Annotated in this window: 18 protein-coding genes and 1 riboswitch; of the genes, 7 read left to right on the top strand and 11 right to left on the bottom strand. The window is 69.6% G+C overall.

What is annotated here, in order from left to right:
* Positions 1-208 (top strand): hypothetical protein (locus COGEMETH_RS15300; RefSeq protein WP_238183464.1); only part of this gene is annotated, 208 nt, incomplete at its 5' end.
* 63 nt (positions 209-271) lie between these two features.
* On the opposite strand, the gene COGEMETH_RS15295 is transcribed toward COGEMETH_RS15300, so the two are convergent.
* Together COGEMETH_RS15295 and COGEMETH_RS15290 are read right to left on the bottom strand one after the other, a co-directional pair.
* Positions 272-1,036: a tRNA1(Val) (adenine(37)-N6)-methyltransferase gene (locus COGEMETH_RS15295; RefSeq protein WP_238183463.1), complete on the bottom strand. Its 765-nt coding sequence runs from the start codon at positions 1,034-1,036 to the stop codon at positions 272-274.
* Positions 1,020-1,253, bottom strand: a complete 234-nt coding sequence (locus tag COGEMETH_RS15290; protein WP_238183462.1) for a putative signal transducing protein — start codon at positions 1,251-1,253, stop codon at positions 1,020-1,022. The genes COGEMETH_RS15295 and COGEMETH_RS15290 overlap by 17 nt, the downstream gene beginning before the upstream one ends.
* Positions 1,254-1,433: 180 nt before the next feature.
* Between COGEMETH_RS15290 and COGEMETH_RS15285 the strand changes: the two genes are divergently transcribed.
* On the top strand, positions 1,434-2,456 hold the full coding sequence (locus COGEMETH_RS15285; protein ID WP_238183461.1) for a polyprenyl synthetase family protein: 1,023 nt from the start codon (positions 1,434-1,436) through the stop codon (positions 2,454-2,456).
* Positions 2,457-2,469: 13 nt separating this feature from the next.
* Here COGEMETH_RS15285 and COGEMETH_RS15280 read toward each other — a convergent pair whose 3' ends face one another.
* The 6 genes from COGEMETH_RS15280 to carB form a co-directional block, all read right to left on the bottom strand.
* Entirely contained in the window at positions 2,470-3,384 is a 915-nt protein-coding gene (locus tag COGEMETH_RS15280; protein WP_373875376.1) for a 4-(cytidine 5'-diphospho)-2-C-methyl-D-erythritol kinase, read from the bottom strand.
* Positions 3,385-3,418: 34 nt separating this feature from the next.
* A complete protein-coding gene (gene trxB / locus COGEMETH_RS15275; protein ID WP_238183459.1) occupies positions 3,419-4,423 on the bottom strand; it encodes a thioredoxin-disulfide reductase in 1,005 nt (334 codons plus the stop codon).
* 7 nt (positions 4,424-4,430) lie between these two features.
* Positions 4,431-5,426: a mitochondrial fission ELM1 family protein gene (locus COGEMETH_RS15270; protein ID WP_238183458.1), complete on the bottom strand. Its 996-nt coding sequence runs from the start codon at positions 5,424-5,426 to the stop codon at positions 4,431-4,433.
* 43 nt (positions 5,427-5,469) lie between these two features.
* A complete protein-coding gene (locus tag COGEMETH_RS15265) occupies positions 5,470-5,997 on the bottom strand; it encodes a hypothetical protein (protein ID WP_238183457.1) in 528 nt (175 codons plus the stop codon).
* 4 nt (positions 5,998-6,001) lie between these two features.
* Entirely contained in the window at positions 6,002-6,478 is a 477-nt protein-coding gene (greA, locus tag COGEMETH_RS15260) for a transcription elongation factor GreA (protein ID WP_238183465.1), read from the bottom strand.
* Positions 6,479-6,602: 124 nt separating this feature from the next.
* Positions 6,603-10,076: a carbamoyl-phosphate synthase large subunit gene (carB, locus tag COGEMETH_RS15255; protein ID WP_238183456.1), complete on the bottom strand. Its 3,474-nt coding sequence runs from the start codon at positions 10,074-10,076 to the stop codon at positions 6,603-6,605.
* Between the two features lie 319 nt (positions 10,077-10,395).
* On the opposite strand from carB, the gene COGEMETH_RS15250 reads away from it, so the two are divergent.
* The gene (locus COGEMETH_RS15250) at positions 10,396-10,833 is read left to right on the top strand and encodes a pseudoazurin (RefSeq protein WP_238183455.1); all 438 of its coding nucleotides are present in this window, start codon (positions 10,396-10,398) and stop codon (positions 10,831-10,833) included.
* A 46-nt stretch (positions 10,834-10,879) separates the two neighbouring features.
* On the opposite strand, the gene COGEMETH_RS15245 is transcribed toward COGEMETH_RS15250, so the two are convergent.
* Positions 10,880-11,257, bottom strand: a complete 378-nt coding sequence (locus COGEMETH_RS15245) for a hypothetical protein (protein ID WP_238183454.1) — start codon at positions 11,255-11,257, stop codon at positions 10,880-10,882.
* A gap of 142 nt (positions 11,258-11,399) precedes the next feature.
* Positions 11,400-12,635 (bottom strand): glutamine-hydrolyzing carbamoyl-phosphate synthase small subunit, encoded by a 1,236-nt coding sequence (gene carA, locus COGEMETH_RS15240; RefSeq protein WP_238183453.1) that lies wholly within the window; start codon positions 12,633-12,635, stop codon positions 11,400-11,402.
* A 184-nt stretch (positions 12,636-12,819) separates the two neighbouring features.
* Between carA and COGEMETH_RS15235 the strand changes: the two genes are divergently transcribed.
* A complete protein-coding gene (locus COGEMETH_RS15235) occupies positions 12,820-13,281 on the top strand; it encodes a GatB/YqeY domain-containing protein (RefSeq protein ID WP_238183452.1) in 462 nt (153 codons plus the stop codon).
* A gap of 7 nt (positions 13,282-13,288) precedes the next feature.
* Here the strand turns inward: COGEMETH_RS15235 and COGEMETH_RS15230 are convergent, their stop codons facing one another.
* Entirely contained in the window at positions 13,289-13,594 is a 306-nt protein-coding gene (locus COGEMETH_RS15230) for a BrnA antitoxin family protein (protein WP_238183451.1), read from the bottom strand.
* Positions 13,595-13,797: 203 nt separating this feature from the next.
* Here COGEMETH_RS15230 and dnaG point away from each other — a divergent pair, with 203 nt between their 5' ends.
* The 3 genes from dnaG (at position 13,798) to COGEMETH_RS15215 (ending at position 19,715) form a co-directional block, all read left to right on the top strand.
* Entirely contained in the window at positions 13,798-15,702 is a 1,905-nt protein-coding gene (dnaG, locus tag COGEMETH_RS15225; RefSeq protein WP_238183450.1) for a DNA primase, read from the top strand.
* Positions 15,703-15,909: 207 nt separating this feature from the next.
* Positions 15,910-17,904: an RNA polymerase sigma factor RpoD gene (gene rpoD / locus COGEMETH_RS15220; RefSeq protein WP_238183449.1), complete on the top strand. Its 1,995-nt coding sequence runs from the start codon at positions 15,910-15,912 to the stop codon at positions 17,902-17,904.
* A 551-nt stretch (positions 17,905-18,455) separates the two neighbouring features.
* Positions 18,456-19,715, top strand: a complete 1,260-nt coding sequence (locus tag COGEMETH_RS15215; RefSeq protein WP_238183448.1) for an adenylate/guanylate cyclase domain-containing protein — start codon at positions 18,456-18,458, stop codon at positions 19,713-19,715.
* 28 nt (positions 19,716-19,743) lie between these two features.
* Positions 19,744-19,871: riboswitch (TPP riboswitch) on the top strand.
* Positions 19,872-20,059: the final 188 nt, after the last annotated feature.

Genomic DNA, 20,059 nt, shown 5'->3' with positions numbered 1-20,059 from the left:
CACCTTCAACGGCGTCGTCGAAGATGACGACGCCGTTGAAGGTGTCGAAGTAATAGCGCTGCACGAATCCATCCCTTGCGCCGTCAGTCGAACACATCGGCTCCCGTGTGCGCGTGATAGGGTATTCGATTTGTTGCGCGTTGCCACCGAGCCGGCGGATTATTTCGGTGTTGAAAAATTCACGTACAAGTTGAACTCGTCCTTCTGAATAATAAATCCAACGACGGCAGGTCTTGATCGCCGGATCGGATAAGGTCTTTGGCCCTGTGACCTAAGACCTTTCGCTCATGGGGTGCGGCCACGGCTCCCCGCGATGCAGGGCCTCGGCCTCCGGATTGAGGCGTCCCGCCTCGTCCTGGAGCACGAGGGGCGGGCGCAGGCTCATGGCCGCCCGGCTGCCCTTCACCGCCTGGATCAGCACCCGGATCGCCGGACGCCCGGCCCGTGCGTGGACCGGGCGGATCGTCACCGCCCCGAAGCGGTTGGCCAAGACCGCGAGGCAGGCGGCCAGGGCGTCGGCCCTGTGGATCAGCCCGAGGCGCCCGCCCGGCCGCAGCAGCCCGGTGCAGGTGCGGACCCACGCATCGAGCCCGAAATCCGAAAAGCTGTGCGCGCCGGCCTTGCCCGGATGGGGGGAGGGGCGGTGCGCGCCGGACGAGAAGAACGGCGGGTTCGTGAGCACGATGTCGGCAAGCTCCGGCACGAGGCCGGCCGCCCGGCGCGCGGCACCGGGCGCCAGCACGTCCGCCTCCAGCACGGTGACGCCGTCGAGGCCGTTCAGCGCCGCGTTGGCCCGGGCCATCGCGGCCAACGCCGCGTCGCGCTCCACCAGTACGACACTGCAGCCCGGCGCGAGGCGCGCGCAGGCAAGGCCCACCGCCCCGGTCCCGGCCCCGACATCGCAGACCACCATGCCGGCCTCGGGCGCGACGAGGCGGGCGAGGAGGACGGCGTCCGTCCCGGCCCGGTGCGCCCCGCGCGGCGGCTGGATCAGCCGAAGCCGGCCGCCGAGGAAGCCGTCAGGCTCCGGATTCATCGCGCAGTTCGTGCGCGAGCCCGGCATCGCTCAACAGGCGCCGGGCCTCCCGCACCCGGTCGTCGGGAACGAGCATGCGCCGGGGAAAGGCGCCGATCGAGCCTTCCATCAGGCTCATGTGGGCGTCCGCGACGAGGACCGGGATCTCGGCGCCCTCCAGGAGGGACTGCGCGAAGCCGATCAGCACGATGTCGTTGGTTCGGATCAGCTCGATCATTCCGGGTCCCGGCCGGCGGAAAGGGGCGGCGCTTTGGTCGCGTACAGCCTCGCACGGCCGTGCACCATATCCGGTTGCGGGCGCGGAATGTTGCGGCGCCAGGAAGCTCGTGCGAAGGGGTGGCGCCGTCCCGCGCGAGACTCGGACCGGTGTCGCGAACCGGCCAGGAGGCATCGGATCTTGGGTGTCGTCGTATCCATCGATAAGGGCCGCTCGGATGCCGAGGCGAGCCTGAGCGACCTGGTCGCCCTCGTCGCCGACGGCATGGGGCGGGTCAACACCACCATCCTGTCGCGGACGGGATCGGACGTGGCGATGATCCCGGAGGTGGCCAACCACCTGATCGCGTCGGGCGGCAAGCGCCTGCGCCCGGTCCTCACCCTCGCGACCGCGGCGCTCTGCGGCTATTCCGGCCCGGACGGGGACGTGAAGCTCGCCGCCAGCGTCGAGTTCATGCACACGGCCACGCTGCTCCACGACGACGTGGTCGACGAGAGCGACATGCGCCGCGGACGCGTCGCCGCCCGGATCAAGTGGGGCAACGAGGCCAGCGTCCTCGTCGGCGACTTCCTGCTGGGGCAGGCCTTCCGCATGATGGTCGAGGTGGGCTCTTTGCGCGCCCTCGACATCCTCTCGGCCGCAGCCACCGTGATCGCCGAGGGCGAGGTGATGCAGCTCACCGCCGCCAAGAACACCGAGACCAGTGAGGACGAGTATCTCGCCGTGATCCGCGGCAAGACGGCGGAGCTGTTCGCCGCCGCTTGCGAGGTTGGGCCGGTTCTCGCCGAGCGCCCGCGGGCCGAGCAGGCCGCCTGCCGCTCCTACGGCATGAACCTCGGCATCGCCTTCCAGCTCATCGACGACGTGCTGGATTACGGCGGCACCTCCGCGGCGCTGGGCAAGAACGTCGGCGACGACTTTCGCGAGGGCAAGATCACCCTGCCGATCGTGCTGGCCTTCCGCCGCGGCAGCGAGGAGGAGCGCGCCTTCTGGCGCCGGACCCTCCAGGCGGGCGAGGTCGCAGACGGCGACCTGGAGACGGCCCACACCATCCTGCGCCGCCACCGGGCGCTGGAGGACACGGTGGAGCGCGCCCGCCACTACGGCGCCATGGCCCGCGACGCGCTGGCCTTGTTCCCGAACGGGCCTATGAAGGCGGCTTTGCTGGGCGCCGTGGATTTCTGCATCGCGCGGGCGCACTGACGCCGCATCGGCCTCAGCGCAGGACCGTCGCCGCCACCCACCAGCCGGGATGCCCGGCCCGGATCGCACGGGCCGCCTGCACCGCCCGATGGCGGTCGGCGTAGAGGGCGAACACCGTCGCCCCCGATCCCGACATCCGCGCGAGGCGGCATCCCGCTTGGGCGCGAAGCGCTGCGAGCGCGTCGCCGATCACTGGTGCGACGGTGAGCGCCGGCCCTTCCAGGTCGTTGCGGGCCGGTCCGATCGCGCCGAACAGCCCGTCCGCGTCGAGATTGTCCGCGATGTCGGGGTGTCGCGCGCCCGGCAGGTCCTGCCCGACCGCGAGGCCGAGCGCCTTGAACACGGGCGCGGTCGGCACCGGCACGCCGGGATTGATCAGCACCGCCGGAAGCGGGTCGAGGCCGAGCCTCGGCCCGATCGCCTCGCCGGCCCCCCGCATCATCCGCGCCCGCGGCTCCAGGCAGACCGGAACGTCGGCCCCGGTGGCGCGCGCGGCAGCGATCACCGCCGGATGGTCGATCGGCAGGCCGTTGAGGCGGGCGAGCAGGCGTAGCGCCGCGGCGGCATCCGACGAACCGCCCCCGATGCCTGCGGCCACCGGGAGCCGCTTGACCAGGGCGAAGGCGCCGAGCCGCAGTCCCGGCACTCCGGCGGCGAGGTGGCGCGCCGCGCGCAGCACGAGGTTGTCGTCGTTCGGCCCGGCCGGTCCGGCGGTCGGCCCGCTCACGTCGAGGCTCAACGGCCGCTCGGGCGTGAGCGCGAGGGCGTCGGACACGCCCGCGAAGGCCACGAGGCTCTCCAGCGCATGGTAGCCGTCGCCCGCGCGCCGGCCGAGGACGTGGAGGGTCAGGTTGATCTTGGCGGGGGCGCGGGTGGTGAGGACGGGCACGCGGTCTCGGTCGCAGGATCGGAGGGACGGGCAGGCCATGGGAAGACGGGGCCGCCGCGGATGTCGAAAAGGCTCAGTCGTAGGCCCCGATCATCGCCTCTTCCTTCCGCTCGGCGCGCCGTACCTCCGGGTCCGGCGCGTGCTCGGCCAGGAACTTTTCCGCCTCCAGGGCCGCCATGCAGCCCATGCCCGCCGCGACGACAGCCTGCCGATACACGAACTCCGCGCAGTCGCCGGCCGCGTACACCCCGGCGACCGAGGTCTTCGTCGTGCCCGGCACGATCCTGAGATAGGCGCCCTCCACCATGTCCAGCTGGCCGGCGAACAGCTTCGTCGCCGGATCGTGGCCGATGGCGACGAACAGCCCGTCGGCCGGGACGTCCTGCGTCACCCCCGTCTCGGAATGGCGCAGGCGGATGCCGGTCACGGACTTCACCGGCGCGCGCCGTCCCAGGATTTCGTCGACGACGTGGTTCCACACCACCGCGACCTTGGGATGGGCGAACAGCCGGTCCTGGAGGATGGGCTCGGCCCGGAAGCGGTCGCGGCGGTGGACGACCGTGACCTTGGAGGCGAGGTTGGCGAGGTAGAGGGCCTCCTCGACCGCCGTGTTGCCGCCGCCCACGACCACCACCTCCTTGCCGCGGTAGAAGAACCCGTCGCAGGTGGCGCAGGCCGAGATGCCGTATCCGTTGAACTCCTGCTCGGAGGGCAGCCCGAGCCATCGGGCCTGCGCGCCGGTGGCGGCGATCAGGGTGTCGGCCACGTAGGTGTCGCCGCCGTCGCCGACCGCCGTGAACGGGCGCTCCGACAGGTCCACGGACACGATGGTGTCCCCGACGATCTGCGTGCCGACGTGCTCGGCCTGCTGGCGCATCTGGTCCATCAGGTCCGGACCCTGCACCGCGCGGGCGAATCCCGGATAGTTCTCCACGTCCGTGGTGATGGTGAGCTGGCCGCCGGGCTGGATGCCCGTCACCAGGAGCGGCTTCATGTTGGCGCGGGCGGCGTAGATGCCGGCGGTGTAGCCGGCGGGGCCCGCCCCGATGATGAGCACCTTTGTCCGATGAGTCGTCATGACGTCCTCAGGTCCCGGCGGGAGCGCTCGTCCAGGCCGAGCGATGCGCCGCGTAGCGTGTGGCGAGGGCGGCCGCGATCAGGGGCGTCGCGTCGACCGGCTTGTAGGCGAGGGGTTCCAGCCGGCCGGCGAAGGGCCTGAGCGCCCCGTCCATGGCCAGCCCCGCGAACATCCGCCTGTGCCGGATATAGGTGCGCGGCAGGTCGAACAGGAGGACCGGGGCGCCGGTGCTCACCGCCTCGCTGACCATGTTGGCCGAATCGGAGGTGACGACGATGGCGTCCGCCAGGGCGAGCATGCCGACATAGGGGTTGTCGCCGGCCCCGTCCCAGAGGAAGCCGCCGGTCTCGATCGCGAGCGCCTTCACCGCGTCGCGCAACGGGTTCGGCGTGCGGCGGGAGACCGTCACCATCAGCCGGCAGCCGCTGCCCGCCAACTTGCGCAGGTCGGTGACGAGCCGGACCATGTCCACCTTGCGGTAGCTCAGGTGCCGGCTGTCGCCGCCGATCAGCACCGCGACCCGCGGCCCGTCGAGGATTGCGAGGCGCGGGTCGGGGCGGGCGCGGGCGGCGGCGAGGCGACCGGCGGTGACGAGGTGGGGGGCCGTGAGCGTTGTGAAGACGTTGGGGCCGCGCAGGTCGTCGTAGTCCGGCACCCAGATGAAGTCGGCGCTGTCGTGTCCCGTGCGCGGGTCCTTGAGGAAGGCCGTGAAGGTGCGCCCCTTCGAGGCCCGCCGGACGGCGCGAAGGTACGGCACCGCGCGCCGCCCGGAGGCGATCAGGATGTCGGGCACCGGGCCGGCCAGCGCCCCCTTGCTGCGGTAGGGGCCCTGGCGCGGGTCGATCGGCCCCCACGGCGCGGTCCAGCCGAACGGGCCGGAGGCGGGCACGCGCCTTATGTCGTAGGCGAGGCCCAGGGTCTCGGCGATGCCGACGCACTGGTTCTCGTCGCCGGCCTTGCCGTCCGTGACGATCCAGGCACGGGCCGCGGACAGGTCGGGCAAGGCACTGCTTTCGGCAGCGGGGATCACGCCGGTGTCGGACACGTCAATCCAGCGGCAGGTTGCGGGCCAGCCATTCGGCGTAGATGTCGGCGATGGCGGTGATGCGGCGGCGCTCCGATTGCGGGTCGTACCAGGCCCCGCCGTAGCTCGACGGGGTGGCGGTGAGCTGCGGGTGCCGGCCCAGGACGCGGCCGCCGGGGCCGACCAGGAGGGCCTCGCCGTCGAGGTAGTCGGTCTGGGTGCCTCCGCCTGCGCCGGAGCGGCCGCCGCCGTCCACGCTGCCCGCATAGGGGCGCAGCGACAGGCTGCGGATCAGCACGACGAGGCCGGGGCCACGGCCGCCGACGCGTCCGGCGAGGCTGCGCCGCAGCGCCGCGGTCAGGTCCACGCGCAGGGCCTCGGCCTGGAGACCGCCCCCTTGCGCCAGGAGAGGCCGCACGTCGACGCGCACGTCCCCGAGGGGCCGGCCGCCGAGCTTCGGGAAGTCGTCGGCGCAGGCCCCGCCCGCGAGCAGGCACAGCCCGACCGTCCCGAGTAGCCGGCGCAGGCCCGTCATTGCCGAGGCTGCCATGAAGTCAGCCGCCGTACCGGACGCCGACGACCTCGTAGGACTTGCCGCCCCCCGGCGTCGTGACCTCCACCGTGTCGCCCACGGCCTTGCCGATCAGCGCGCGGGCGATGGGCGAGGTGATCGAGACGCGGCCGGCATGCACGTCGGCCTCGGGCTCGCCCACGATCTGGTAGGTCTTCTCCTCCTCGGTGTCGTCGTCCACGAGCTTCACCGTGGCGCCGAACTTGATCTTGTCGCCCGAGAGCTTCGAGACGTCGATGATCTCGGCCCGCGAGATCATGCTCTCCAGTTCGAGCACGCGGCCCTCGTTGTGGGACTGGGCCTCCTTGGCGGCATGGTACTCGGCGTTCTCGGAGAGGTCGCCATGCGCCCGCGCCTCGGAGATCGCCGCGACGATGCGCGGACGCTCCACCTGCTGACGGTGCTTCAGTTCCTCCTCCATGGCTGCGAAGCCGCGCACCGTGATCGGAACCTTGTCTATCGTCATCGTCTCACGCCGCAATGAATAGGCCCGGCCGGGAGCGGCTGCTCCCTCCGGGCCAGATGATGAAGCTTCCGGGCCGCCCGCGCGGCCGGAAGGATAAATTGCCTGCCGCCGTCGAGGCTCAGGCCACGAAGTATTCCTGCAGGGCGCGAACCTGAAGATCGCCTTCGAGGTAGGCCTTGATCCCTTCGGTCGCAGCCATCGCGCCCGCCAGAGTGGTGTAGTACGGCACTTTATGCAAGAGGGCCGCCCGGCGCAGCGACCGCGAGTCGGAGAGCGCGCCGGCCCCCTCGGTGGTGTTCAGCACGAGCTGGATGTCACCGTTCTTGATCGCGTCGACCACGTGGGGTCGGCCTTCCAGCACCTTGTTGACGCGCTCCGTCGGCACGCCGTTCTCCACCAGGAAGCGCTGTGTGCCCCCCGTCGCCAGGATCGAGAAGCCGAGTTCCGACAGGAGGCGGATGGAGGGCAGGATGCGCGCCTTGTCGCCGTCGCGGACCGAGACGAACACGGTGCCTGAGCGCGGCACCAGGGTGCCCGAGCCGAGCTGGCTCTTGGCGAAGGCCACGCCGAAGCCGGCATCCAGGCCGATCACCTCGCCGGTCGAGCGCATCTCGGGGCCGAGCAGCACGTCGACGCCGGGGAAGCGCGCGAAGGGGAACACCGCCTCCTTGACCGCGATGTGGTCGAGCACCTTCGGCTTGAGGCCGAAGCCGGCCAGCGGCTCGCCGGCCATCACGCGGGCGGCGATCTTGGCGATCGGCTCGCCGATCACCTTGGCCACGAACGGCACCGTGCGCGAGGCCCTGGGGTTGACCTCCAGCACGTAGATCGCCCCGTCCTTGATGGCGTACTGGACGTTCATCAGCCCACCGACCTTGAGGGCCAGCGCCATCGCCCGCGTCTGCCGTTCCAGCTCCGCGATCGTCTCGGGCGAGAGCGAGCGGGATGGCAGCGAGCAGGCCGAATCGCCGGAATGGATGCCGGCCTCCTCGATGTGCTCCATGATGCCGGCGATGAACACGTCCGTGCCGTCGCAGACCGCGTCCACGTCGATCTCGACGGCGTCCGAGAGGTAGCGGTCGAACAGGAGCGGGTTCTTGCCCAGCACCGTGTTGATCTGGCCGGTCTTGTCGTTGGGGTAGCGCGCCTTGACGTCGGAGGGGATCAGGCTCGGCAGGGTATCGAGCAGGTAGTCGGCGAACTGCGTCTCGTCGCGGATGATCGCCATGGCCCGCCCGCCGAGCACGTAGCTCGGGCGCACCACGAAGGGCAGGCCGAGGTCGGCCGCCACAAGCCGGCTCTGCTCGACGGAATAGGCGATGCCGTTCTTCGGCTGCTTCATCCCGAGCTTGTCGAGGAGCCGCTTGAACTGGTCGCGGTCCTCGGCGAGGTCGATGGCGTCGGGCGAGGTGCCGAGGATCGGCACGCCGGCCGCCTCCAGGGCGCGGGCGAGCTTCAGGGGCGTCTGGCCGCCGAACTGCACGATCACCCCGTGCAGCGTCCCGGCCTGCCGCTCGGTCTCGATGATCTCGAGCACGTCCTCCTGGGTCAGCGGCTCGAAGTAGAGGCGGTCCGAGGTGTCGTAGTCGGTCGAGACCGTCTCCGGGTTGCAGTTGACCATGATGGTCTCGTAGCCGGCCTCCGACAGGGCGTAGCAGGCGTGACAGCAGCAATAGTCGAACTCGATGCCCTGGCCGATCCGGTTCGGCCCGCCGCCCAGGATGATTATCTTACGACTGTCCGTAGGCTGGGCTTCGTCGACGACGCTGCCCGCGAAGGGTGCGACGTAGGTCGAGTACATGTAGGCGGTCGGCGCCTTGAACTCGGCCGCGCAGGTGTCGATGCGCTTGAAGACCGGGCGCACGCCCAGCGCCCGGCGCCGCTCGCGGACCTCCTCCTCCTCGATATGGGCCAGCACCGCGAGGCGCCCGTCCGAGAAACCCGCCGCCTTGAGCTGGCGGAAGGCGCCCGCCGTGCCGGGCAGGCCGTGCGCCTTGACCCGGTTCTCCAGGTCGATGATGCCCTGCAACTGCTCCAGGAACCACGGGTCGATCTTGCAGGAGGCGTGGACCTCCTCATGGCTGACGCCGAGCCGCAGGGCCTGGGCGACCTTGAGCAGGCGGTCCGGCGTCGGCGTGCCGATGGCGGCCTTGATGGCGTTGTGGTCGTCGCCCTTGCCCAGCCCCTCGATCTCGATCTCGTCGAGGCCGGTCAGCCCCGTCTCCAGGGAGCGCAGCGCCTTCTGGAGGGATTCGGCGAAGCACCGGCCGATCGCCATGGCCTCGCCCACGGACTTCATCGCCGTGGTCAGGGTCGGCTCGGCGCCGGGGAATTTCTCGAAGGCGAAGCGGGGGATCTTGGTGACGACGTAGTCGATCGTCGGCTCGAAGGAGGCGGGCGTGGCGCCTCCCGTGATGTCGTTGGCGATCTCGTCGAGCGTATAGCCCACGGCCAGTTTGGCCGCGACCTTGGCGATGGGGAAGCCGGTGGCTTTCGACGCCAGGGCGGACGAGCGCGAGACGCGCGGGTTCATCTCGATCACGATCATCCGGCCGGTGGCCGGGTCGATGGCGAACTGCACGTTCGAGCCGCCGGTCTCGACGCCGATCTCGCGCAAAACCGCGAGCGATGCGTCGCGCATCACCTGGTATTCCTTGTCGGTCAGGGTCAGCGCCGGCGCCACGGTGATCGAATCGCCCGTGTGCACGCCCATCGGGTCGATGTTCTCGATGGAGCAGACGATGATGCAGTTGTCCGCGTGATCGCGGACGACCTCCATCTCGTATTCCTTCCAGCCGAGCACGCTCTCCTCGATCAGCACCTCGTTGGTGGGCGAGGCGTCGATGCCCCGCTCCACGATGTCGAGGAACTCCTCGCGGTTATACGCGATGCCGCCGCCCGTGCCGCCCATGGTGAAGCTCGGCCGGATGATCGCCGGCAGGCCGACTTCGGCCAGCGCGATCAGCGCCTGCCCGATGGCGTGCTCGCCGTAGCGCTTGCGCCGCTCGTTCTCGCCCGAATGCCACTTCTTCTCGAAGGCCGCGAGCGCAGCCGCCCGTGCCTCGGATTCGGGATTGGCCGCCTCCAGCCTGGCGACCTCGGCGAGGTACTTCTCCCGGTCCGCCTTCTTGGCGGAGGAGGCGTTGGCGAGCGCCGATTTCGGCGTCTCCAGGCCGATCTTGGTCATCGCGTCGCGGAAGAGGTGCCGGTCCTCGGCCTTGTCGATGGCCTCCGCCGTGGCGCCGATCATCTGCACGCCGTACTTGGCCAGCACGCCCATGCGCTGCAGCGAGAGGGCGCAGTTGAGGGCGGTCTGCCCGCCCATCGTCGGCAGGATCGCGTCGGGGCGCTCCTTCTCGATGATCTTGGCGACGATCTCCGGGGTGATCGGCTCGACGTAGGTCGCGTCCGCCATGTCCGGGTCGGTCATGATGGTCGCGGGGTTCGAATTGACCAGGACGATGCGGTAGCCCTCCTCGCGGAGCGCCTTGCAGGCCTGGGTGCCGGAATAGTCGAACTCGCAGGCCTGCCCGATGATGATCGGACCCGCACCGATGATCAGGATCGAGGAGATATCGGTGCGCTTCGGCATCGGACGCCTTGGTACGGGCGCGCGCGCCCGGTCGAGCGCGGCACCACGATTCGGGGCGGGCCGGTCTGGGCGCGTGCGGCGTGGATTGTCGTTGGGCCTCGCGTCTACACGCAGGCACCCGGTTTTGGAAGGGCGCGGCGTCGGGGCGTGCGCCTTCGGAGGCGGTCAGGCCGGCGCAGCGTAATCGGGGGTCGGCATAGAGAATATAATTATTCAAAATCGCATGTATCGGACAATTTGCCTAGCATTGCCGGATGTCATATCGCGTTCCCGATCCACGATTCCCGTCGATCGACTTTATAACTCTTCGAGGAAACGCATGACGAAGCTGGGATTGCTGGCAGCCCTGACCGGCCTGTGCCTGACCGCCTCGGGCACCGGGGCGGCCGAGGTCGCGGTAAAGACCCTCAACAGCGGGCCCGGCGGCGCGATGGTGTTCGATCCCGCCTTCGTGAAGATCGCGCCGGGCGACAGCGTCAAGTTCGTGCCGGCCGACAAGGGCCACAACGCCGAATTGATCAAGGGCATGGCCCCGGAGGGCGCTCCGACCTTCAAGACGGTGGTGGGCAAGGAGGAGGTCGTGACCTTCGACAAGCCGGGCGTCTACGGCGTGAAGTGCTCGCCGCACTACCTCATGGGCATGGTCGCCCTCGTCGTGGTGGGCGATAAGCCGGGGAACCTGGACGCCGCCAAGGCGGTGGAGCACGGCAAGCTCGCCAAGAAGCGCTTCGAGCCGCTCTTCGCCCAGATCCCGTAGTTTCCACAGCGGAGGCGGCACTCGGCCGCCTCCGGTCCGTGGCGGATCAGAGGCCCACGTAGAGGGCGGCGACCGCGCGGTCGATCGAGAGGTAGAACACCCCGAAGGTGATGGCGGCCGCGGCCGTGAATTCCAGGGCGATGCTGGACAGGGTCTGCGAGCGGCGCAGAATCTCGCGGCCGAAGAACAGCGAGACCCAGGCCAGCGTCAGCACGGCCGGGAACACGAACAGGAACGAGAAGGTGCTCTCGACGCGGTCGAGGCCACCGGCCGGGTCGATCAGCGCCCGGATGTTGCGCACCCACGGGGCGTAGAGCGAGGCGTAGAGCGCCGTCATCCACGCGAGCCCGACCGCGACGCCGAGGTGGAAGGTGAAGATACGGTGCAGCCGCGAGAAGTCGTCGGCCGCCTCATCGATGGTCATCCGGTAACCCCACATACATCAACGGGATCGTCCGCCGATGATCGAGGGTCATCGTTAACGGACGGTTGAGGGGCAATAGCCGGACGATTCGGTGTTTTCTGTGACGCCCGGCCTGCCGGGCGCCCCTGGTCCGCGTCGTTGTTCAGGCCCCGCCGATCTCCGGCTCGGGCTTGGCCTCCCGCATCAGGGTCACGAAGCGCTCGAACAGGTAGTGGCTGTCGCGCGGGCCGGGCGAGGCCTCCGGGTGGTGCTGCACCGAGAAGGCCGGCCGGTCGGTGAGCGTCAGGCCGCAATTGGAGCCGTCGAAGAGCGAGACGTGGGTCTCCACCGCCGTGGCGGGCAGGCTCGCGGGATCGACCGCGAAGCCGTGGTTCATCGAGACGATCTCGACCTTGCCGGTGGTCTTGTCCTTGACCGGGTGGTTCGCGCCGTGGTGGCCCTGGGCCATCTTCACCGTGCGCCCCCCCAGCGCCAGGCCCATGAGCTGGTGGCCGAGGCAGATGCCGAAGGTCGGCACCTTCGCCTCCAGCAGGTCGCGGATCACGGGGACCGCGTACGCCCCGGTTGCGGCCGGGTCGCCGGGGCCGTTCGAGAGGAACACGCCGTCCGGCTTCAGGGCCAGGATGTCGGCAGCACTCGTGGTGGCCGGCACCACGGTCACGTCGCAGCCGGCCTGGGCCAGCAGGCGCAGGATGTTGCGCTTCACGCCGTAATCGATGGCGACGACGCGGAATCCCTCGCCGGCCTGCCGGGTGCCGTAGCCGCCCGACAGGGCCCAGACCGTCTCGCTCCAGTCGGAGCGCGCGCGGCTGGTGACCGGCGGCACGAGGTCGAGCCCTTCCATCGGCGCCAGTGCTGCGGCCCGCGCCGCCAGGGCCGCCCGGTCGAACCGGCCCTCGGGGTCGTTGGCGATGACGGCGTTGGGCATGCCGTGGTCGCGGATGCGGGCGGTGAGCGCGCGGGTGTCGATGCCGGTGATGCCGACGATGCCGCGGGCGTCGAGCCAGCCGTCGAGATGGGCCGAGGAGCGCCAGTTCGAGGGCTGCGTCACGGCCGAGGCGATCACCGTGCCGCGCACGCCCGAGGCCGGGGCGGCCTCCAGGCTCTCCAAATCCTCGTCGTTGGTGCCGACGTTGCCGATATGCGGGAAGGTGAAGGTGACGATCTGCCCGGCATAGGAGGGGTCGGTCAGGATCTCCTGATAGCCCGTCATCGCCGTGTTGAAGCAGACCTCGCCGTCGGCCACCCCCGTCCGGCCGATGCCGAAGCCTTCGAGCACCGTGCCGTCGGCCAGCACCAGGAGGGCCGTGACGACCGGGTCGGCCCAGGGGGCGGGCGCGGGGCGGGGTTGCGCGGAGGCGCCGTCGTCTTGCAGCATCGCGGTGATCTCGCTTATGTCCGGGCTCGCCCGGCGCCGACGAACGGCGCCCGGGGAGCTTTACGCGTGCGGCGGTCTTAGCGGGCGCCGCGACGGGGTCAATGTGGCCCCGGCTCCCGCGCGGCTCAATCGCTGCAAAGCGCAGGCCAGCCGCCCGTTCCGTACATCAGGAGACACAAGAGCCATGCTGCGCGCGCGCCTCACCGCCGAGATGAAGGAGGCCATGAAGGCCGGCGACAAGGGAAAGCTCGCCACCGTGCGGATGATCCAGGCCGCCCTCAAGGACAAGGACATCGAGGCCCGCGGCCTCGGGCGTGATCCGACCAGCGACGAGGAGATCCTGTCGCTGCTCCAGAAGATGATCAAGCAGCGCAACGAATCGGCCGCGGTCTACGACCAGGGCGGCCGGCCGGAACTCGCCGCCAACGAGCGCGCCGAGGTCGCGATCATCGAGACCTACCTGCCCCAGCAGATGGACGCGGCCGAGACCAGGGCCGCCATCGAATCGGCCATCGCGGAGACCGGCGCCGCCGGCCCCAAGGACATGGGCAAGGTGATCGGCGTCCTGAAGGGCAAGTTCGCCGGCCGCATGGATTTCGGCAAGGCGAGCGGGCTGGTGAAGGAAGCGCTGAACGCGAAGGGGTGAGGCGGCCTCAGGCCGATCGGTCCCGCGCCTCCATGTAGGCGCGCAGGACCGCGTTGATGCGCCGCTGATACCCGTCGCCGCCGCGCTTGAAGTGGTCGAGTACGTCCTGATCGACGCGGATCGAGATGGCGACCTTGCGCGGCGGGATCACCACCTCCGCGTTCGCCCAATCGAGATCGAGGGGGCCGGCATCGGGATCGGAGGCGACCGCCTCCGCGATCTCAGCATCCGAGACCTGCGACAGGGCCGCGCGATCGGTCCGGCCGCGGCTACGGTCGGCCAGCGAGATGCGCGTGATAGAGGTCTTTCTCATTACGTCTGGCCGGCCGGGCCGAGATCAGGCGTCGGGACCGGCCGCGCATCGATATCCTGTGCGATCATACGATCATAACTCCGAAAAAAGCCGTCGATCATCCACAGGCGATCGGGCGGACACGGATCGGCGGGACTCGCGGTGGGCCGATGCGCTATCGTGGTGGGTCCGCAGACCGGACACCGCAGGCAGCCCCAAAAATCGTGCGCTACCCGCCCCACATCCTCGAAGAGATCCGAACCCGGCTTCCCGCCTCCGACGTGGTCGGCCGGCGGGTGAAGCTGAAGAAGGCCGGCCGCGAGTGGCGCGGGCTCTCGCCCTTCAACGCCGAGAAGACGCCCTCCTTCTACGTCAACGACCAGAAGCAGTTCTACCACTGCTTCTCCTCGGGCAAGCACGGGGACGTGTTCACCTTCCTGATGGAGACGGAGGGCCTGAGCTTCCCGGAGGCCGTGGAGCGGCTGGCCGGCGAGGCCGGCGTCGTGCTGCCCGTCCCGTCCGCCGACACCCGCGAGGTGGAGAGCCGGCGCCGCGGGGCCGTCGAGGTGATGGAGATGGCAGCCCTCTGGTTCGAGGAACGGCTGCGGGGGCCGGGCGGCGCGGGGGCGCGCGCCTATCTCGACGGCCGCGGGCTCTCGCCGGACATCCGCGCCCGGTTCCGCATGGGCTACGCGCCGCCGGACCGCTACGGCCTGCGCGATCACCTGGCGGGCAAGGACGTGGACAAGGACCTGATGGCCGAACTCGGCCTGCTGGTCACGGGCGAGGACATCGCCGTCCCCTACGACCGTTTTCGCGATCGCATCACGTTCCCGATCACGGACGGGCGCGGCCGGGTCATCGCCTTCGGCGGCCGGGCGATGCAGAAGGACGCCAAGGCGAAGTACCTGAACTCGCCGGAGACGCCGCTCTTCCACAAGGGCCGGACGCTCTACAACCTGCACGCGGCCCGAAAGGCCGCCCACGAGCGCGGCGCGATCATCGCTGTGGAGGGCTACGTCGACGTCATCGCCATGACCATGGCCGGCCACCCCAACTGCGTGGCTCCGCTGGGCACTGCGCTCACCGAGGACCAGCTCGCCCTGCTCTGGCGCCACGCCGACGAGCCGATCCTCTGCTTCGACGGCGACGGCGCCGGCCAGCGCGCGGCCTATCGGGCGCTGGACCTCGCCCTGCCGATGCTGGAGCCCGGCCGTTCCCTGCGCTTCGCCCTGCTCCCCGGCGGCCAGGACCCCGACGACCTGCTGCGCTCCGGCGGGGCGCCGGCCATCGACCGCGTGCTGGAGGCGGCCAAGCCCCTGGTCGAGATGCTGTGGTCGCGGGCGGTCGAGACCGGCTCGACCGAGACGCCGGAGCGCCGCGCCGGCCTCGCCCGCTCGGTGCGCGAGATGGTGGCCGGCATCCGCGACGAGACCGTGCGGCGCTACTATCGCGACGAGATCGAGGAGCGGCTGCGCGGCCTCTCCCCCCGCGCCGCGCCGCGCACCGCCTATCAGGCCGGTCCCCGGCCGGGCGGGTTCCAGCGCCGTCCCCGGCCCGGCGACCCGCCGCCCTCGCCGAAGATGACGGCGACCCCCAGCGCCTCGATGACCGCGTCGGCCGGCTTCTCCGGGGCCGGCTCCGTGCGCGAGGCGGTGATCGCCGGGACGCTGCTGATCCACCCGGAGATGATCGCGACCTTCGCCGACGAGCTGTCGGACTTCGATTTCACCCACCCCGACGCGCGCTCGGTCTTCTCCGTCGTGCTCGACTGCGCGGCGGAGAGTACCGAGCCGGACGCCGAGGTGCTGGAGCGGCGGCTCGCCCGTGCCGGCCTCGCCGAGGCGGCCGCGCGCCTCGTCGCCCTGGCGCGCTCGCGCGACCGCAACACCCTGGACCCGCACGCCGATCCGCTTCGGCGCGAGGACGCCTTGCGGCAGGCCATGATCTTGCACCGCAAGGCTGGAGCGCTACATAGCGAACTCCGGCAGGCCGAACGCGCGTTCTTGGAAGACGAAACCGAGGCCAACTTCGCGTGGCTGTGCGCGGTCAAGGAGCAGCTTGCTGTGCACCTCAAGGCCGAAGCGGAAGCGGACGCTCCCGAGACTTCCGACTCGACCGAGGCCTGATGCCTGTGCGATGGCGGTGGGCAAAGGTGCTGGAACGCGGGCTCGCAGCGCCATAGTTAACAATCGGTCAAGCGTCTTGCTTGCATACGGGAATCTGAAGATCCAGGCGGCCGGCGTTCGGCCGCGTCACACGCGCATTGCGGCGTCGATGTCGCGGAGCGGCCCTCCGGCCCCCGCATCGCGCCACGTCGAAACAATAGGCTGATCATGGCGACGAAGGCAACGGAACGGGACGAGACGGACGCTGCGCCCGAGCAGCCCGCGGACGGACCGCTCCTCGACCTGACCGATGCTTCGGTGAAGCGGATGGTGAAGCTCGCCAAGAAGCGCGGCTACATCACCTACGAGGAGGTCAACGAGGTCCTGCCCGAGGGCCAGTCCGACCCGGACCAGCTCGAGGACGTGCTCTCCCAGCTTTCCGAGATGGGCATCAACGTCGTCGAGGCGGAGGAGACCGACGAGGCGGCCGCCGAGAAGCCCGCCAACGGCGAGGCGGCCGAGGACGAGGAGGGCACCGAGGTGGCCGAGGTGGCGCCCGCGCGCGCCGTCACCGTCGCCACGACCACCAAGGAGCCCACCGACCGCACCGACGATCCCGTGCGGATGTACCTGCGCGAGATGGGCTCGGTGGAGCTGCTCTCCCGCGAGGGCGAGATCGCCATCGCCAAGCGCATCGAGGCGGGCCGCGAGGCGATGATCGCGGGCCTGTGCGAGAGCCCGCTGACCTTCCAGGCCATCATCATCTGGCGCGACGAACTCGTCGACGGCAAGGTGCTGCTGCGCGACATCATCGACCTCGAGGCCACCTATGCCGGCCCCGACGGCAAGAACGCCCCGCAGATCGCGGAGGGCGAGGCCGAGGGCGGCGAGGAGGCCGAGGTCGAGGCGCCCACGCCGCCCGAGGGCGGCGACGACGACGACGACATGGAGAACAACGTCTCGCTGGCGGCCATGGAGGCCGAGATCAAGCCGCGGGTGCTGGAGACCTTCGACGCGATCGCCGGCAACTACCGCAAGCTGCGCAAGCTCCAGAACGAGGAGACCGAGCGCAAGACGGCCAACGAGGCCAACACCCCGGCCCAGGTTCGCAAGCAGTCCGAACTGAAGGACGTGGTCGTCGCCGACGTGAAGTCGCTCTCGCTCAACAACAACCGCATCGAGGCCCTGGTCGAGCAGCTCTACGACATCAACAAGCGGCTGATCTCGCACGAGGGCCGGCTGATGCGCTACGCCGAGAGCCACGGCGTGGCCCGCGACGAGTTCCTGCGCCACTACCAGGGCTGGGAGCTCGACCCGAACTGGATGGACCGCGTCGGCACGCTGGGCGGCAAGGGCTGGAAGAACCTCGTCGAGAAGGGCTCGAAGCAGGTCGCCGACCTGCGCGAGCAGATCCTGACCCTCGCCTCCGAGACCGGCCTGCAGATCGGCGAGTACCGCCGCATCGTCAACATGGTGCAGAAGGGCGAGCGCGAGGCCCGGCAGGCCAAGAAGGAGATGATCGAGGCCAACCTCCGCCTCGTGATCTCCATCGCGAAGAAATACACCAACCGCGGCCTGCAGTTCCTGGACCTGATCCAGGAGGGCAACATCGGCCTGATGAAGGCCGTGGACAAGTTCGAGTACCGCCGCGGCTACAAGTTCTCGACCTACGCCACCTGGTGGATCAGGCAGGCGATCACCCGCTCGATCGCCGACCAAGCCCGCACCATCCGCATCCCCGTGCACATGATCGAGACGATCAACAAGATCGTCCGCACCTCGCGCCAGATGCTGCACGAGATCGGCCGCGAGCCAACGCCCGAGGAACTGGCGGAAAAGCTCGCCATGCCCTTGGAGAAGGTGCGCAAGGTCCTGAAGATCGCCAAGGAGCCGATCTCGCTGGAGACGCCTATCGGCGACGAGGAGGACAGCCACCTCGGCGACTTCATCGAGGACAAGAACGTCGTCCTGCCGATCGACGCGGCGATCCAGTCGAACCTGCGCGAGACCACGACGCGGGTGCTCGCCTCGCTGACCCCGCGCGAGGAGCGCGTGCTGCGCATGCGCTTCGGCATCGGCATGAACACCGACCATACCCTCGAAGAGGTCGGCCAGCAGTTCTCCGTGACCCGCGAGCGCATCCGCCAGATCGAGGCGAAGGCGCTGCGGAAGCTCAAGCACCCGAGCCGGAGCCGGAAGCTCAGGAGCTTCCTGGACAACTGACCGGGCGGCCGGCCGATAATTTTTTCAGTCTACCGGACTCCCAACAATACCCGTCATCCTGAGGTGCTGCGAAGCAGCCTTGTAGGAGACCTCCAAAAGTCTCGTGATCCCTGGAGGGCTCTTTCGAGGACTGTGCTCCGCTCCGCCACCTCAGGATGAGGGTATTGTCTGGATGAATTGTTCAGTCCGATCGAGGTTCGGCTTCGATCGGTGTCGCGACTGTCCGATTCCTTTGCTGGATCTTTGAAGCGGCCGGGCGTCTGCTTGCACTCCATGAGATGGCCCGTACGCTCGTCGCGCGTATGCCAGTCTCCATTGGGTTGCTGGAACTGCGTCCGTCCGGTCACGGCACTAAGCCGGAAACCCTCACCCGTGTTCTTCTCCATTGTATGCTCTTCAGAACATAGATAGAACAGCAATCTGGATTCGGGGTGAGTCAACAGTTTCGTGGCTCATCAGCACAGACCTCGGACGGTGCAGCATCCGGCCGCGCCTGTTCGGGATTGCCGCCCGATCCTTGCTTTGCCGCCTTCGACACCCACCTTGGCCTTATGCTTGAGCGACGCCCGCCCCAGCCGGGACTGCCGACCGCCGTCGCGGACGGCTCCGAAGCCGACGACGTGCCCTTCGGCGCGATCCAGCCCTCCGTCGCGATCCGCGACTGGCTGCTGAGCGAGGGCGCGCGGCTGCCCAACGCCGACGACATGCTCTCGGGGCTGGCCGAGCGGCTGGCCGAGATCGGCGTGCCGGTCGACCGCGCCTCCACCGCGATCGACACCCTGCATTCCGAGTATTCCGGCGTCGGCCGGGTCTGGACCCGCGAGAACGGCTCTACGGTGCGCCTGTTCCCCCACGGTGAGGCCTCCGAGAAGGCCTACCGGGCGAGTCCGTTCCATGCTGTCCACGAGAGCGGGCAGTGGCTCATCCTCGACCTTGCCGAGACGCCGGACGACCGCTTCAGCGTGATCCCGGAACTCAAGGCGGAGGGCTACCGGCACTACATCGTCGTGCCGCTGTTCTTCACCAACGGGACGCATAACGGCATCACCTTCGCCACCCGCGCCGAGGAGGGGTTTCGCGACGACGGCATCGCGATCCTGCGCTTCATCATGCCGGCGCTGGCCGCGGTGATGGAGATGCGCATCGTCAACAAGCAGCTCGATACGGTGCTGCGCATCTATGTCGGCGACGAGCCGCACCGGGCGATCCTGTCCGGCGACATCCGGCGCGGGCAGGTGAAGCGCATCCGCTCCGCGATCCTGTTCGCGGACATGCGCGACTACACCCGCATCTCCGCCGACATGACGCCGGAGGAGGCGGTGGAACTCCTCAACATCTTCTTCGACTGCCTCGTGCCGCCGATCGAGCGGGAGGGCGGCGAGGTGCTGAAATACCTCGGTGACGGCTTGCTCGCGATTTTCCGCGAGCCCGGCGACGACCTCGGCGGGGCGGCCAAGGGCGCGCTCATGGCCGCGCAGGCGGGGCTCGCGGCGCTCGAACAGGCCAACGCCCTGCACCAGTTCTCCGTGCCCGTCACCGCCGGCATCGCCCTGCACCACGGGGAGGCGGCCTACGGCAACGTCGGCTCGGGGGCGCGGCTCGACTTCACCGTCATCGGCCGCGACGTGAACCTCGCCAGCCGCATCGCCCGCCTGAACCGGACGCTGGGCGAGCCGCTGCTGATGTCCAAGCCCTTCGTCGACTTCCTCTGGGGCGATCCGGTGTCGCTGGGCGAGCACGCGCTGGACGGGTTTACGGAGGCCATGGCGGTGTATCGCCCGCGCTCCAAGGCGGAGGCCCTGCGGGCTTGACCCCGGCCGGCCTCGGGTCCACATCTCCCCTCGTTCCAGGGAGATCCCCGGCAAGGGGCTGAGAAACCGCTGGCACGTCCTGATGGACCTGCGCGCGGAAATCCTTCGAACCTGATCCGGTTCACACCGGCGTAGGGATTGGACCGCGGGCCGCCCCCCTTTCGGGACGAGGCCCCTGCTTCTCGAAGGAAGCTGACGGCTCGGTCTCTGCGGATCATCGCGGAGGTAATCGTGGCATCTCGCCTCTCATCACCGATCGGATTGCGGCGGGACTCGCCCGCGCACGATTCTGCCGCGTCCCTGCCGGAGCGGGCGGATGTCGCGATCGTCGGCGGCGGCCTGAT

Source organism: Methylobacterium trifolii (assembly GCF_022179685.1).
Taxonomy (GTDB): domain Bacteria; phylum Pseudomonadota; class Alphaproteobacteria; order Rhizobiales; family Beijerinckiaceae; genus Methylobacterium; species Methylobacterium trifolii.
This window is presented reverse-complemented; position numbering and strand designations above follow the sequence as displayed.